The 13,369-nt window shown below is 38.6% G+C and carries 11 protein-coding genes; all 11 read right to left on the reverse strand.

The genetic code is table 11. The features are described from left to right. Positions 1 to 18 precede the first annotated feature (18 nt). Complete coding sequence (gene ettA / locus Q0307_RS07705) at positions 19 to 1,686, reverse strand: energy-dependent translational throttle protein EttA (protein WP_298659002.1); 1,668 nt, start codon at positions 1,684 to 1,686, stop codon at positions 19 to 21. Then, positions 1,687 to 3,018 (reverse strand): Wzz/FepE/Etk N-terminal domain-containing protein, encoded by a 1,332-nt coding sequence (locus Q0307_RS07710; protein WP_298659005.1) that lies wholly within the window; start codon positions 3,016 to 3,018, stop codon positions 1,687 to 1,689. Positions 3,019 to 3,054: 36 nt separating this feature from the next. Then, positions 3,055 to 4,857, reverse strand: a complete 1,803-nt coding sequence (locus Q0307_RS07715; protein WP_298659008.1) for a nucleoside-diphosphate sugar epimerase/dehydratase — start codon at positions 4,855 to 4,857, stop codon at positions 3,055 to 3,057. A 143-nt stretch (positions 4,858 to 5,000) separates the two neighbouring features. Beyond that, positions 5,001 to 5,624 (reverse strand): sugar transferase, encoded by a 624-nt coding sequence (locus Q0307_RS07720; protein ID WP_298659010.1) that lies wholly within the window; start codon positions 5,622 to 5,624, stop codon positions 5,001 to 5,003. Continuing rightward, positions 5,624 to 6,781 carry a DegT/DnrJ/EryC1/StrS aminotransferase family protein gene (locus Q0307_RS07725; protein ID WP_298659013.1) on the reverse strand — a complete coding sequence of 386 codons (1,158 nt, stop codon included), beginning with the start codon at positions 6,779 to 6,781 and terminating at the stop codon, positions 5,624 to 5,626. The genes Q0307_RS07720 and Q0307_RS07725 overlap by 1 nt, the downstream gene beginning before the upstream one ends. Further along, the gene (locus Q0307_RS07730) at positions 6,778 to 7,491 is read right to left on the reverse strand and encodes a class I SAM-dependent methyltransferase (protein WP_298659016.1); all 714 of its coding nucleotides are present in this window, start codon (positions 7,489 to 7,491) and stop codon (positions 6,778 to 6,780) included. Before Q0307_RS07730 ends, Q0307_RS07725 begins: the two co-directional genes overlap by 4 nt. Next, positions 7,484 to 8,722 carry a glycosyltransferase family 4 protein gene (locus Q0307_RS07735; protein WP_298659019.1) on the reverse strand — a complete coding sequence of 413 codons (1,239 nt, stop codon included), beginning with the start codon at positions 8,720 to 8,722 and terminating at the stop codon, positions 7,484 to 7,486. The genes Q0307_RS07730 and Q0307_RS07735 overlap by 8 nt, the downstream gene beginning before the upstream one ends. Next, on the reverse strand, positions 8,719 to 9,804 hold the full coding sequence (wecB, locus tag Q0307_RS07740) for a non-hydrolyzing UDP-N-acetylglucosamine 2-epimerase (protein WP_298659023.1): 1,086 nt from the start codon (positions 9,802 to 9,804) through the stop codon (positions 8,719 to 8,721). Before wecB ends, Q0307_RS07735 begins: the two co-directional genes overlap by 4 nt. 1 nt (position 9,805) lies before the next feature. Then, complete coding sequence (locus tag Q0307_RS07745; RefSeq protein WP_298659026.1) at positions 9,806 to 10,888, reverse strand: glycosyltransferase; 1,083 nt, start codon at positions 10,886 to 10,888, stop codon at positions 9,806 to 9,808. Further along, positions 10,885 to 11,979 carry a hypothetical protein gene (locus Q0307_RS07750; protein WP_298659029.1) on the reverse strand — a complete coding sequence of 365 codons (1,095 nt, stop codon included), beginning with the start codon at positions 11,977 to 11,979 and terminating at the stop codon, positions 10,885 to 10,887. Before Q0307_RS07750 ends, Q0307_RS07745 begins: the two co-directional genes overlap by 4 nt. Beyond that, on the reverse strand, positions 11,939 to 13,327 hold the full coding sequence (locus Q0307_RS07755) for a hypothetical protein (protein ID WP_298659033.1): 1,389 nt from the start codon (positions 13,325 to 13,327) through the stop codon (positions 11,939 to 11,941). The genes Q0307_RS07750 and Q0307_RS07755 overlap by 41 nt, the downstream gene beginning before the upstream one ends. Positions 13,328 to 13,369 lie beyond the last annotated feature (42 nt).

Here is a 13,369-nt window from a genome sequence, read left to right on the forward strand (position 1 = left end):
GGTCTTCAGTGAATAAGTTTAAGCCGTTTTGAGGCGCTTATACTTGATCCGCTGTGGGTTGAGTTCATTACCGTGACGACGCTTATAATCTTCTTCGTAATCGCTATAGTTGCCTTCAAACCAATTCACTTGCGAATCACCTTCAAAGGCTAAAATATGGGTAGCAATCCGGTCGAGGAACCAACGATCATGCGAGATCACCACTGCACAGCCGGGGAAGTTGAGTAAAGCCTCTTCCAAAGCGCGTAAGGTTTCCACGTCTAGATCATTGGTCGGCTCGTCGAGTAGTAGTAAGTTGCCACCGGATTTCAATAGTTTAGCTAAATGCACACGGTTGCGTTCACCACCTGATAAATCACCAATCCGTTTTTGTTGCCCTTCACCTTTGAAATTGAAGCGGCCAATATAGGCACGGGATTGCAAGGTATAGCCATTGACATTCATCAGGTCATGGCCGTCGGCAATTTCTTGAAAAACGGTTTTATTCGCATCCAAAGCATCGCGGGATTGATCGACATAAGCGATTTTAACGGTATCGCCCACACGGAACTCACCACTATCCGCTTGCTCTTGCCCAGTAATTAAGCGGAATAGGGTCGTTTTACCTGCACCATTCGGGCCAATCACACCAACGATGCCACCTTTCGGCAAGTTAAAGCTCAAATTGTCATATAAAACCCGATCACCAAAGGCTTTACTGATGTTATTGGCTTCAATCACCAAATCGCCTAAGCGTGGGCCAGGGGCAATATAGATTTCATTGGTTTCAGCACGTTTTTGATAATCACTCGAAGACAATTCCTCAAAGCGCTGCATCCGTGCCTTGCTCTTAGCTTGGCGGCCTTTAGGGTTAGAACGTACCCATTCCAATTCTTCCTTCATGGCTTTTAAGCGACCTTGTTCGGCTTTCTTTTCTTGAGTTAATCGCCGCTCTTTCTGATCCAACCAAGAAGAGTAATTGCCTTCCCAAGGAATACCTTGTCCACGGTCTAATTCTAGAATCCAACCCGCCACATTATCCAAAAAGTAACGATCATGCGTTACCGCTACCACAGTACCCGGAAATTCTTGTAAGAAGCGCTCTAACCAAGCCACGGACTCCGCATCCAAATGGTTAGTAGGTTCGTCGAGAATCAACATATCGGGTGAGGAAAGTAATAAACGACACAGCGCAACCCGCCGCTTTTCCCCACCCGATAGCGTAGAAACATCTGCATCCCAAGGGGGTAAGCGCAAAGCATCAGCAGCCACTTCTAAAGTATGCTCAAGATTACTTATATCGGCCGCTTGCAGAATATTTTCTAAACGTGCTTGCTCAGCCGCGAGCGCATCAAAATCAGCATCAGGCTCGGCATAAGCCGCATACACAGCATCTAGCTTCTCCTGTGCCTCCTTAATCACTTTTAAGCCCTCTTCCACATTACCGCGTACATCCTTGTTAGGATTTAGTTGCGGTTCTTGTGGCAGATAACCAATATTAATCCCCGGTTGTGGACGTGCTTCCCCTACGATCTCTTGATCTACTCCTGCCATAATCCGTAGCAGTGTCGATTTACCCGCACCGTTGTAACCTAGCACGCCGATCTTTGCACCCGGGAAAAAATTGAGATAAATATCTTTTAAAATAAAACGGTTCGGCGGCACCACCTTGCCGACACCGTTCATGGTGTAGATGTATTGAGCCATTTATACTTTTCCTTCTTCAAGACGGAAAGATTGCCAGAAATTGGCAATAAGTGCTGCAAGTATTCCAAGGATCAGTCCAACAATCGTGCCGAGCAATAGAATTTTAGTACGATTAGGGCTTTCGCGTTTTTCAGGGGGATAAGCCGCTCGGTCTAAAGTTGCAACACTGATTTGATTAGCGTCAATTTTAAATGCTTGTAAAATAGCTAATTCAGATTCTTTATCACGTAAGGTTTCAATGAAAGGGTCATTACTTTTACGTGCTTTTAACGCGTCTACTTGTCGGTTAGTCTTTAAGAGTTCTACTTTATCCTGTAGATCACGCAATCCGGGGACAAAAGGATCATCTGAAGTGCGTTCAGTCAGTTCTTTTATTTCGGATCGAAGGGCCTTAGAACCACGTAGATAGAGTGGTTGCGGTTGTGTATTCACTTCTGTATAAAAAGCATTGCGGTCATTATTTGCTAAGATAGTATTTTCAAGCAGATCTGCTTTTTCAGTAAGGCCTATGCTTTCAGCGATCTTAGCAGCCTCTGTAAGTTCAATAATTCTATCCATCCGCTTTATTTTAGCACTTTCGCGGAAAGTTTTGATTTGATCTTCCAGTTTTTCACGCTCAATCTTATCAATTTCTTGGAGCTTAATAATCTCATCTATGTTTTTTCGGTCAGCTTTTGCCCGTAACTCATTTATTTCACGACCTAATTGTGCCTTCTTAAAGTTAACTTGTTCAATGATATCACGAATAGATTCTTGTTTAGTAGTAGAAAGAACTAAGTTGGTAGTTTGATTAAGAATATCAGCTATTAGTTTTGGATCACTACCCTTTAAGGTAAGATTAATAGGCGCTAATATTGAGCTATCCTTTTTTGTAGTTATTTTTTCAACCGTGAAATTTTTATTAAATTGTTCAAAAAATAAATCTGCATCTGCTTGAGTACTAGCGCTTTTTTTAAATAATTTTATTATGTTCATTTTTTGAAAAATTTCGCGACGTAAATTTAATGAGTTAAGATTTTTTTCAAAATGCTCGTAAATACTTTTAACTAATTCCTGATTTATATCTAAGGTAACAGACGATTGCTCTGTTGTGGTGGGTATTTTTAGTGGAGCAACATCTCCAATGGTAGGAGGTAAAAATAAAGCTTTAGCTTTGTACATAGGTGATCCTATAAAAGCATATAATAAAAAAATTAAGAAGATAAAAGAAAATGTAAATATTACAACCTTTTTATATTGTATGATTTTTTTTATAAAATCACGTAGTTCAATTTCATCCTTTCTGGAAGGATTAATAAGAAAATTATTTGGGTTTTTACTCTGAAGGGACATAGATCATTAAACCAGCTTTATAAATGGGTTATGGATTCATATACGACGCAAAGGTAGTGGGGTTATGTTACTTTTGTTCAAACTTGGGTCAAGTAGTAGGTTTTCTGTTGTATAAGGGATCAATAAACCTTTAAATCCTGATACTAGTTCCTCAATAAGTTTTTGTAATACAAATAGATCATGCCTGCTACAACTAATCTCTAGCTCTTTAAGCTTTGACTCTAGAATAGACCAAGGAAGCAAAGATTCATGAGCTTTGAATATTTTAGGATGTAATGTTCTATCAGCTTGTGCATCTATTAATAACTCTTCATACAATTTTTCACCAGGTCTAAGGCCAGTGAATTTAATCTCGATGTTCCCAGTGATATTATGTTCATCTTTGACAGTATATCCTGAAAGATGAATCATTCTTCGTGCAAGATCAGTAATTTTTACAGGCTCACCCATATCTAATAAAAAAACTTCTCCACCTTTTGCTAATGCCCCTGCTTGAATAACTAATTGTGCCGCTTCTGGAATAGTCATGAAGTAGCGGATAATATCTGGGTGAGTAACTGTCAGTGGTCCACCATCTTTAATTTGTTTGCGGAATAATGGAACTACAGAACCTGATGATCCTAAAACATTGCCAAAGCGTACCATACTGAAGATCGTGCGTGATGGTTGTTCAGCTAAAGCTTGTAATACTAACTCTGCCATGCGCTTGCTGGCACCCATTACATTGGTAGGTCTAACCGCTTTATCGGTTGAAATCAATACGAAGTGGCGTACTTGAGCATTGCGTGCTGCCAACGCAGTATAGAGTGTACCAAATGTATTATTCCGAATACCCTCTAGTGGATTAGACTCAACTAAAGGCACATGTTTGTAAGCAGCAGCATGATAAAGTGTACTTACTCGATAGTGCTGCATAATTTCTTCTAAATGAGGCTGGTTTTGAACTGAACCTAATACCGGAATAATAGCTCCTAATTCAATTTCTAATTTTTCAGAAGTAATTAGCTTTAAAAGCTCACTTTCGATATTATAAAGTGCAAACTCTGATACTTCGTATAAAATAAGCTTCTTTGGATTTATTCGTAAAATCTGGCGACATAACTCAGATCCTATAGAACCACCAGCTCCAGTGACCATGACTGTGTGATTTTTGATACAATTAGCCAATAAATCATGGTCAGGGTCAATTTGATCTCGACCTAATAATTCGTCTACCTCAATTTCTCTTAAATCAGCAATATTTCTTTCGCCAGAAATAAGCTCAGACATGCTAGGAATAGTCAAAACATGAACAGGTAAAGGCTCTAATTTTTGTAAAATCTCTTTTTTACGAGCTTTACTAGTGGAAGGCAAGGCTAGAAATACTTGTCCTACTGAAAATTTATGGATAAGCTTTGGCAGATCTGTAAGCGTATAAACTTGCAATCCTTGAATAATAGCTTTATTGATCGCTGGATTATCATCTATGTATGCAACAACTCTATATTCATGATGTCTTGCTAATGCATTAGCAAGTTGTATACCTGCATCACCCGCTCCATAAATGACTGCATGTGTTTTTTCAGTTCGTAAATAATATCTTGTATAGACGAGTCTTATAATATAACGACTACCTCCTATTAATAGAAAAGCAGTACCCCAATAAATAGGGAAAACTGACCGAGGTATACCTTGCCAGTTCGCTAATAATGCTATTAGGGCTAGTATTAAGACAGAGAGACTTATACCTCCTAAAACTGTCATAACAGCTTGCTGACCACCTATAAATCGAATAATTGCTTTATAAAGTCCAAGTTTAGCAAAAATTGGAATAGTAATAAGTGGTGACAGAATCAGCATCCAAACTCCATCAGCTATTTTTGGATCCCATGTACCTAGCCTAAGAGCAAAGCTAGCCCAAATAGAGAGTGGGATTAAAATCAAGTCTATTATAGTTATAATCAGCCGCTTTTTCCAGCGTGATAAGGAGAAGAGTGTTATTATCATAAGTTATCAGTTCTATTAAAGTCTCTATCCTTAAAAATTGATTGTAGAGTTTTCTTGATTATGAGGTAATCATCATAAATGTTGTTTTTTAGAGCATAATTCTTATAGTATTTAATCTTAATTGGTAGGATAGTCTCCCTGTAGATTTTTTCAGGATCTACTGCATGACCAAGAAGTTTATTCTCATCTCGAAATTCAATTGATGCTCTATCTGTTATACCTGGTTTTACTGAAAGTATTAAGTCGCGTACATCTTCTGGATAGTAAGCTACATATTTAGGAACTTCAGGTCGAGGGCCGACTAAGCTCATTTTTCCTAGAAGAACATCAATTAATTGTGGAAGCTCATCAAGCTTATAATGCCTTAATAAAAAACCTGATTTTGTAATGCGATAGTCTTTGTCGATAGTAATTTGTATACCACATTTTTCTGCATCTACTATCATAGTTCGAAATTTATGAATAAGAAATGTTTTGCCGAATTGGCCTACACGCTCCTGACGGAAAAATATAGGGCCTGGTGAGTCACATTTGATCCATAATGAAATAAATATAAATAGAGGACTTAAAAAAATTAACCCTAGTCCAGAAAAAATAATATCAAGCAACCGTTTAGTCATTAAGTAAGGATATCCCTAACTGCAGCGATCACTCTAGTTTGATCTTCAACTGTCATTTTTGTATACATAGGCAGGCTAAGAGCTTGATTATAAGTTGCTAAAGCATGAGGGAAGTCTTCTGCTTTTAGTTTATAGGTATCGCGCCAATAAGGATGTAAATGCAGTGGGATAAAGTGGACGCTACACCCAATACCTCGCTTTATCATTTCTTCAATAAATTGATCACGTGGGATACTAGCCTCCAGTTTAAGGCGTAGAACGTATAAATGCCAAGCATGTATATCACCTACAAAAGCACTAGGGGGGGCTAGTAATGGCAAATCTGAAAACTCACTGGTGTAATGCTCTGCCATTTCTTGACGTCGTTTCTGAAAGCGATTGGCCTTTTTTAACTGATGAATTCCAATAGAAGAAGCTAAATCAGTAAGGTTATATTTAAAACCGGGTGCTAAAACCTCGTACTGCCAAGATGGTTTATTAGAGGTATAGCGATCAAATGCATCACGACTTATACCATGCAAGCGCATGATTTTGCAGCGATTCGCTATGTCAGGATTTCGCGTTACGATCATGCCACCTTCACCTGTAGTTATGGTTTTTGTAGCGTAGAAGCTGAAAACGGTAACGTCACTTTCTAGTGAGCCAATTAGTTGACCTCGGTAGTAAGTTGGCAAAGCGTGAGCAGCATCTTCTACTACTTTAAGCTGGTATTTACGGGCAACAGTTAAAATGTTTTCCATTTCACAAGCTAAACCAGCGAAGTGAACAGGAATAATAGCTTTAGTTTTGGGCGTAATGGCAGCTTCTATTTTATTTGGGTCGATATTGAAAGTATTTGGATCAATGTCAACAAAGACGGGATGTGCACCCAAATAGCGAATAACTTCAGCTGTAGCAGTAAATGTATAGGGTGTAGTAATGACTTCATCACCTGAGCTGATGCCAATGGCTTCGAGTGCTAGATGTAATCCTGCGGTGGCAGAGTTAACAGCAATAGCTTCGCAGTTGCCGCCGATAAATTCAGCGAAGTCAGACTCAAAGCGTTTGGTCTTTGGGCCAGTTGTTACCCAGCCAGAACAAAGAGAATCCACGACCTCAGTTATTTCGGCTTCATCGATATCGGGAAGAGCAAAGGGAATGAATGGTTGCGCTGTCATTGTTTATTTACTTTTGGTTTTTCTATCCAGATTAGTACATGAGTACGTAACCAAGGGATTATGTTAAATAAATGGTATAAATAGGGATGAATTTTGCACACACGACGGCTGATAGGTGGCGCTAATGTAATACGTTTTACAATCATCTTTCCATCAGGAAAAAGCTCGTGTACTCGTCTCACAGGCACACCACGAACATCAGGGTTGGATGGATTATTGAAAATGAAGTCATACCAAAGTATTCCTCCACCCGGTTTGACCCATTGCCACATTTTATTTGCCAGTATTTGTTGGAAGTTATTATCTAACAATGAAGAAAAAACAACAGACTGAAACACAATATCTTGACTATTTTGAGGTATATTAGCAAGAGTAGAATCGCCAGAGTAAATTATGACATCTATAGGCAATACATGCCGTGCAGCAATCACACGTTCTTCTAATAATTCGCTTCCAGATAAGTATTCAGGATGAAAGCCAAATCGTAAGAACTCCAGTAGATTGTTACCATTACCGCAACCAATTTCTAATAAACTTTTATCATTTGTTGTTTGCCAACAAAGGTCTTTTTGAAATAGCCTTAGCATAGAGCGTTGGCGTTCTTGTATCCCAAGGTATACTTCAGGGCGTAGCATATTGTAACGACTACCGACATCACGACGGGCATAGCGCTCAATAACTAATTGTGTTTCAGTAGTTTGCTCAGACATCTTGCATGATTTTCAAGAAGTTCTTAGCTAATACGGGATATGTATGGTTTTTTAAGATGTATTTCCTTCCACGTTGTCCCATAGTTATTCTTTCAGTTGTACTTAGACCTAGTAAGTGGCGTATCCCTTGAGCAATTTTTTGAGGATTTTCTGGTGGTACTGTCAGTCCACACGCTGCCTCAGTTACGGGATCGTTGCCTGCCTGCACGGAATGTAAGACTACTCTTTCTGCCATCATGTAGTCCATCAGTTTATTAGGTGCTATACCAAAACGATACAGTGACTGTTTACGCCAACCTATGTAGGCAATATCAAAGTATTGTAATAGTTTAGGAATTTGACTTTTCTTTACAGGATCCAAAAAAATAATATTTTTAATTTTTTCGTGCGCAGCTCTTTGTTGCAATTCTTTTTTTTTGGAACCTTGTCCAACTAGCACAAATAAAACTTTCTCATCTTGAAATAGATTTGCTGTATCTAGCATAGTATCCAAGGCATTAGATACGCCATGTGTTCCCGCATAACCCACAATGGATATACCTTGATTTTTAAAATTAGAAAGTAGCGTGCTGAAAGACGTTTCTAGTTCTGTTAATTTATGACTTTGCCATTCTGCTGGACTTATACCATTCGGTATGATGTGTAATTTGTGTGAAGCCATCCCTCGAGACTCCATATAGCCACGGACTTTAGGAAGCATAGATACTACTATATCAGCATGGCGATAAGCATAGTCTTCTGCTTGCTGCACCAGCATAATAAATGGATGCCATTTAGACATTTCTCCCAGCTCCATCGGTGACAAGGGCCATAAGTCATGAACTTCAAAAATTAGTTTCGCATTAGTGAGCTTGGCAATACGACGTGCTGGCCAAATATCCATTGGATAAGTGCTGGATGCAATAACAATATCTGGCTTAAATTTATTCGCAATAGATCGGCTCTTGTGAAATAAGCGAAGAACGAACACAGCCATATTTTTTAAACGGCCTATACTGTTACCTTTATAGGTAGGTGTTTTGAACCAAGTATATTGAATGCCATCAATAGTTTCATCTAAATGCTCTTGATTATTTAAGATAGGAGTATTGGTGCGGACGTGTGACTCCGATGAAGCAAGAATATGGACTTGATGACCTGACTGTACCCATTCCCTTGCTAAATAATAAGGGCGGTATTCCATACCATGCTGAGGAGAACCAGCATAATGATTAATTAGAAGAATATTCATGCACAAGCTAGGAGCTTTTTAGCGATTCGTGAACTAGTATACCCATCACCGTAAGGTTGAATGGGGGAGCCAAACGATTCTACCGCTGCCAATAATGCGTGAGTGATGTTACTCTTGTCAGTGGGTGGCACTATCTGATTCCATCCTGCATCTACCAGCTCAATCCATTCTGTTTCATCTCGGAGAGTTACACAAGGGATTTGGTAAAAAAAGGCTTCTTTCTGCACGCCACCACTATCAGTGGCAATGACAGCTGCATGTTGTTCCAACATGACCATATCCAAATAACCAACAGGGTCTATTAACTGAACTTGGGTTCCTAATAAGGAGTTTAGCTCGGGTTGCTCTAGTAATTTTTGTGTGCGAGGGTGAACAGGCCAAATGACAGGTAGGGTATGGGATACTTCGTTTAAACTTTTTAGAATGTTTTGCAAGCGTTGTAAGTCATTAGTGTTTTCAGCACGGTGAATAGTCGTTAGAATATACTTTCCTGCTGATAGATTGAGCAATTGGAGAATAGTAGATTGTTGTTTGGCGCGCGCGCCGAAAAGTAAAGCTGCGTCGTACATCACATCACCAACATGATGACAGTGTTCTAAGGGAATACCTTCATTTGCCAGATGTTGCATCGCAGTTGCAGTAGGGGCGAAAAGCGCAGTACTGATGTGGTCGGTGACAACACGATTAATTTCCTCTGGCATTCTACGATTAAAGGATCGCAAACCTGCCTCAACGTGGGCGACAGGTATATGTAGTTTAGCCGCCGCTAAAGCACCTGCTAAGGTTGAGTTGGTATCGCCGTAGACCATTACCCAGTCAGGTTTTTCTTGGAGTAAGACGCCCTCAATACCCGCTAATTGCGCACCAGTCATCGCACCATGTAGACTTCCACCAATGCCAAGATTATAGATTGGTTTAGGAATGCACAATTCTTCAAAGAATACATTCGACATATTAGTGTCAAAGTGTTGTCCGGTGTGAAGAATGACTTCCTGTATATTCTCGTATTGGGCAAAGGCATAACTAACAGCGGCTGCTTTAATAAATTGAGGACGCGCGCCAATAATGGTAAGAATTTTCATATTAGCTTGTTCTCAATAGGGTTTCATAAAGGTCAATCATGTTCTTGACATTACTATCCCAAGCATATAATTGCTCGACTTTTTTTCTGCCAGCTTGCCCCATCTGCTCTCTTAAAGTTCGATCTAAAATCAACCTTTCTATTGCGTCTGCTGTAGCTTCTGGATCACGTGGAGGAACGATGATTCCTGTTACTCCATCATCAACAACTTCAGGTAGTCCTCCCACGTTACTAACTACGACAGGCTTCGCACAGGCACTTGCTTCAATAATGGCAACTCCAAAGCTTTCACTGTTAGATACAGATACAGATACAGATACATCTAGCATGTTTTGATAGGTTGGAACTTCTTCATGACTAATTCTTCCAGTAAAAATCGTTTTTTCTGCAATATTTAAGTCTTTAGCTATTTGCTTGAGTTTCTTTTCTAAATTACCATCACCGACTATCAAAAGTCTTAATGGTAAATTTGAATGTTTTTCGCTAACTATCTTGAACGCTCGGATAAGGTACTCTATCCCATATTTTTCACTAAGCGTTTTAACTGTGCCAATGATGATAGCTGCATCATCAAAAGGTTTTTTTACGTTAATAGGCCTGAATTTTTCTAAATCAACTCCAAAAGGAGTAATATAAATATTGGGTCGGTGATTGACTAATGATTTAGTTTGCTCTGCCATACAGTAACTAGTGGAGGCTATTGCATCAGCGGCATAGAGATTTTTCTGTAGTAAATATTTGTGGAGGGGAGAAATGTAGGGAAAATGATACACATCACTACCCCAAACAGATAATAAATAAGGATGGAAGTCAACAAGTCTTGCTGTGGTGCCATAGCCGCTGGCATAGTGTGCATTTAGTATATCAGGTTTAAGGTTATGCAATAATTTTTTAACAGCAGATGTCATAGTAAAGTAACCTAATATTCCAAAATTAGGAAATATATGTACTTTTACGTTTGGATTGAACGATTCAATAATAGGCTGTTGTGTAATAACGTGGACTATATGACCAGCAACACTTAGGCCATTAGCCCAACGAACAGTGTGAATGGATGACGCACTAGAAAGCAAAGCAATCTTCATTGAGTTAAATCCTTAATAACTTGCTCAGCTCTTGCATGCCATGAGTGTTGTGGAGTAGTTTTTTGTATATTGTGGTGAACGGACTCTATTAGATCAGGGGTTGTCAATAGTTCAGAAAAAAAACGAGTAACTGCATCACAATCATAAGGTATAGTCCAGCCTATACCATGATGTCTAACAAAATCGCCGGCTAAAGTACCCTCACTGGCAAGAATAGGCTTTTGATAGCCTAGATACTCATAAAGTTTTAGAGGAGCAGCAAATTCTCTGTACTCCTGAGGTTTTACAAATAGTACAGCAACATCACAATTGCGCAGTTCCGTCTGCATTGCAAGGCCTGATAGATGAATAATTTTAATATTAGAGCTTGTTTGTGGGTATTCATGCATAACTGCCCGCCATTCTGCTTCGCGAGTGCAAATAGTTAATTCGACTTTTGGTTGTTTCTGCACAGCATCGAATAACTTATGTAGTTGATAGTAACTTGATATACCTCCCACGTAAAAAAGCTTTAAAGGGCGATTTTGTAATTGAAGTGATATGAAATTATTTAATTTAGGCGATACATGACCCGGTGGCAGTGCTTTAAACATGCAAGGATTTATTATCGGTATATACTCGCCCATTTTAAGTGACGGCAAATAAAGCCAGCTTAATGTTTGCTTATATACTCGCAGGTCGAAATGATAGGCTACCTTGGCAGCAATAGCTTTTAATGGATTGAGGTTTTTACCGTAGTCTTCAAAAAGCCAGTATATATCCCGATAGAAGAGTCCAATAGGAATCCCGTTGTTCTTGCAAAAACGAAAAAAAAAATAATCGAGCAAAGGATGTAAGGGTAGATGATGTGGGTCTGTTAAGGTCGTTGGTGCAGTAGAGCTTTCTGCATACATAAAATCGTAATTTAAGCCATTTTTTATATTTTTTTTAATTCTGGCTATTTGTCTTCTTCGTTCAGGTGAATATCCAGCTATAATCTCAACTTCACAGCCAAGCTCCTGAAATGCTTCCAGCATCTTTACAGGTCTTATCCCACTAGCAGAAGCTGCATTAGGGTTGAGTGGTAATGGGTGATGAAAAATTATTTTCACACTCGGTTTCCTGTATGGTTTTTAGAAAGATGCCAATAATGTATACAGTTGTAAAAATAGCTATTGTTATTATAATACCTGCATTATAAACGAAATCATTAATACCGCCAGTAATAGGTAATGAACAACTAAAATAAGTAAATAAGCCTAACATCATGGGTGTCTTTCTTGATTTTAAGAAAAATAGAAACAATAATTGAATAATAAAACCAACATAAATTGGTGAAATAATTACACCTGTCAAACCAAAGTTTGCCCAAGCTTCTGCAATGAATAGACTATTCATGACACCAGCCAATCCAGCTTCAACACTAGATGGGTGAAAAATAGTCATCATAATACGTGCTGCTCTCTCACTCTGTGGTAGACCTAGAAAATCACTAATAAAACTAGAGAATGATGCAAAACCAATAAAGTCATTAGATGATGGAAAGTGCTCAAAGGCAAAGTAGGTGCCTGCCGCCTGGGTTAGAAATACACGTCCACCAATTCCTGTGTTATAGGATAATAATTCTGTCAGGTTGGCATTATCCATTACTAAGTAATAGGCTAGAAAAATGAGCAAGAGTGCTATACAGAAAAAAAATAAAAATAATTTTTTACTCACTCCACCTTGTATAAGCACATATAAAAATAAAAATCCTAATATAAAGAAGACAAAAGGTGCTTTGGATAAATCGTAAGTTTTTATAAAAAAAGAGGCTACGAACATTAACAGAAACCACAAAAAATCTTTTCTCGATTGAGTGAGTTTCCAGTAAGAAAATGCGATATAAGCTAAGATTGGTGTCAAACCGATGGCGAAGACATTTCGAACATAAATGTTTCCCGAAAATTGACGGCTTGCATCTTGACGGAGACCTGCCAACGATTCGGCATCAAAACCACTGAATATTGCCACCAAAGGGTTAGTGTTTAGCATTGCAAAGGTATAAGCAACTGAACAGATAGCGATAATAGATAAAATATATAAAGGATATCTAATATAGCTGTCATTAGGACTCAAGGTGGTCTGAATAGGCGCACTAATATAATAATGAAAAATAGCCGTATTGGATGGCAAACCACTCAAATAAACCGCAAGTAACATTCCAAAGGGTAGTGCTAGCATCGTGTATTGAACCGCCACCCAACCATAAAAGCGTGCTTCAGGTTCAAGGGTGTTTATTATATAGTGATTATCCCAATTATTAATGATTAAGACTGAGGCAATAAAACTTTGAATAATTAAATTATAGTAAAAAATCCACGAGATTAAATTAATTTTTGTTAGTGCTAAGCTGCCAGCGACTGCTTTGAAAAGAAAAAAAGAAAGTATTAGGGTAATCAGTGAAATTGAAAGAAACATGTCATTTTTATCTTGATGTTATGATCGATGATTATCAGTAGA

The organism is uncultured Thiothrix sp., assembly GCF_937873765.1.
Taxonomy (GTDB): Bacteria; Pseudomonadota; Gammaproteobacteria; order Thiotrichales; family Thiotrichaceae; genus Thiolinea.